This is a genomic window from Yinghuangia sp. YIM S10712 (assembly GCF_051388935.1).
In the GTDB taxonomy this organism is placed as follows: Bacteria; Actinomycetota; Actinomycetes; order Streptomycetales; family Streptomycetaceae; genus Yinghuangia.
In genome coordinates this window covers 73,426-75,356 of the sequence record NZ_JBPKBI010000005.1, presented here as the reverse complement: position 1 = coordinate 75,356, position 1,931 = coordinate 73,426, and the positions used below count along the sequence as shown (strand labels likewise).

The window sequence follows — 1,931 nt, the reverse complement described above, 5'->3', positions numbered from 1 at the left end:
CCCCCCCCGGTCCGGAGAGGCGGAGCGAGCCGGGACCCGTCTCCACCAGAGCGGTATCCCGGCCGATACGGCTTGCTGTCTGCCGCCGGCCTGTCGGCCCGCCGTCACTTCAGGTGGCGGCCGAAGAACCGGTTCTTGTCCTCCGCCTCGAACCAGGGGGTGCCGGTGTGGCCGCCCATATTGGCGTGCAGCGTCTTCTCCTTGCTGCCGAAGGCGTCGAACAGGTCCAGGGCGCGTTGCCGGGGGTTGCCTTCGTCGTCCCACTGAAGGAGGAACAGCAGGGGGATGGTGACGTGCCGGGCTTCCTCGCGTTGGGCGCGGGGCACGTAGCCTCCGGCGAAGAGGCCGGCGGCTGCGATGCGCGGCTCGCTCACGGCCAGGCGAATGCCTACGGCGGTCCACCCCGAGTATCCGACGGGGCCGCCGATGTCAGGCAGCGTGAGGAGGGCGTCCAGGGTGGTCTGCCATTCCGGGACTGCCCTTTCGACCAGCGGGCCGACGAAGGACTCGAAGATCTCGTCGACCGGTTCGCCGGCCTGCATCGCCCGGCGGAGGTCGGCTCGGGCCTGCTCGTCGGCGGCGGAACGGGGCCGGTCACCGCTCCCAGGGGCGTCGATGGCGGCCACGGCGTAACCCTGCGCGGCGGAGTAGCGGGCCCGGGCCACGAGCCGGGGTTGCGACCTGGACAGGCCGTTGTTGTGGGCCATGAGGATCAGCGGGGCCGGTCCGGCGCCAGGCGTCCACAGGGTGCCGGGGATCTCGCCGAGGGTGAACTCGCGTTCGAGGATGCCGTCGGCGAGGCGCTGTTCGGAAGTGAATCGCACGGTCGTGCCTTTCGGGAGTGCGCGTGAACGGCGCTCCCGGACGACCTATCGCCCGACCGTGACCCCGGAGGGGAGCACCCATGTCGATACTGCGTTCACGGGTACCACCTCCTCGTTCTCTCGCACGGCCTTTCGGGAAGGTAGCAGTGGTCGCCACGGTCCGACAACGGCATTTCGCGGCGGCTCCGGGGCGGGGTGGGGGCACGGTACGGGTGCGGCGGTTCACGTGAACACGGCCACGAGACCATCTCGTTTCGACAGTTCCCGCCCGTGCCGCCACGGCGAAGCACGTTGCCGCGAGAATCCATCGGAAGTGCCGCCGCCCTGGAGGGAGGGGCCGTGGCACGCGTTGCGTGATCCCGTTCGGGTCCGCGGGCTTCGACACGCATGCTCATCAGGCCGTCCGCACTGGGCCATGCGTGGATTGTCCCGACCTGTAGGGCCCCGGCGCGCGTGATCTCCGCGCAATCCGTGCCGCGCGATCCGTGCTTTGTCCGGACGCGTACCTACTGTTGACGCATGGCCCACGGCAGCACGGAATCCGTCCACCCGCAGACGGCGTACGACGAGTTCGCCCGCGAGCGCTGGGTGCCCGAGCCCGGGAAGCGCCCCGGGCGCACCGCCTTCCAGCGCGACAGGGCGCGCGTCCTGCACTCCGCCGCGCTGCGCCGCCTCGCCGGCAAGACGCAGGTCGTCATACCGGGGGAAAGCCCGCCCGACGGCCGGCAGGTGCCGCGTACGCGCCTGACGCACTCGCTGGAGTGCGGCCAGATCGGCCGCGAGCTCGGCCAGGCGCTCGGCTGCGATCCCGACCTCGTCGAGGCCGCGTGCCTGGCCCACGACCTCGGGCACCCGCCCTTCGGTCACACCGGCGAGGAGGCCCTCGACAACGCGGCGCAGGCGTGCGGCGGCTTCGAGGGCAACGCGCAGAGCCTGCGACTGCTCACCCGGCTGGAGCCCAAGACGTTCGCGCGGGGCCGCAGCGTCGGCCTGAACCTCACGCGCGCGGGTCTGGACGCGGTCCTGAAGTACCCGTGGCCGCGTACCGAGGGCCGGCGTGCGTACGGCGTCTACGAGGACGACCTGGAGGTGTTCGCGTGGGTGCGC

Annotated in this window: 2 protein-coding genes; one reads left to right on the top strand and one right to left on the bottom strand. The window is 71.7% G+C overall.

Going from position 1 to position 1,931, the window contains the following annotated elements:
- Positions 1-104: 104 nt before the first annotated feature.
- Entirely contained in the window at positions 105-824 is a 720-nt protein-coding gene (locus ACRX5W_RS13880; RefSeq protein WP_436788401.1) for a dienelactone hydrolase family protein, read from the bottom strand.
- 519 nt (positions 825-1,343) lie between these two features.
- Between ACRX5W_RS13880 and dgt the strand changes: the two genes are divergently transcribed.
- A partial coding sequence (gene dgt, locus ACRX5W_RS13875) for a dGTP triphosphohydrolase (protein WP_436788400.1) occupies positions 1,344-1,931 on the top strand: 588 nt, incomplete at its 3' end.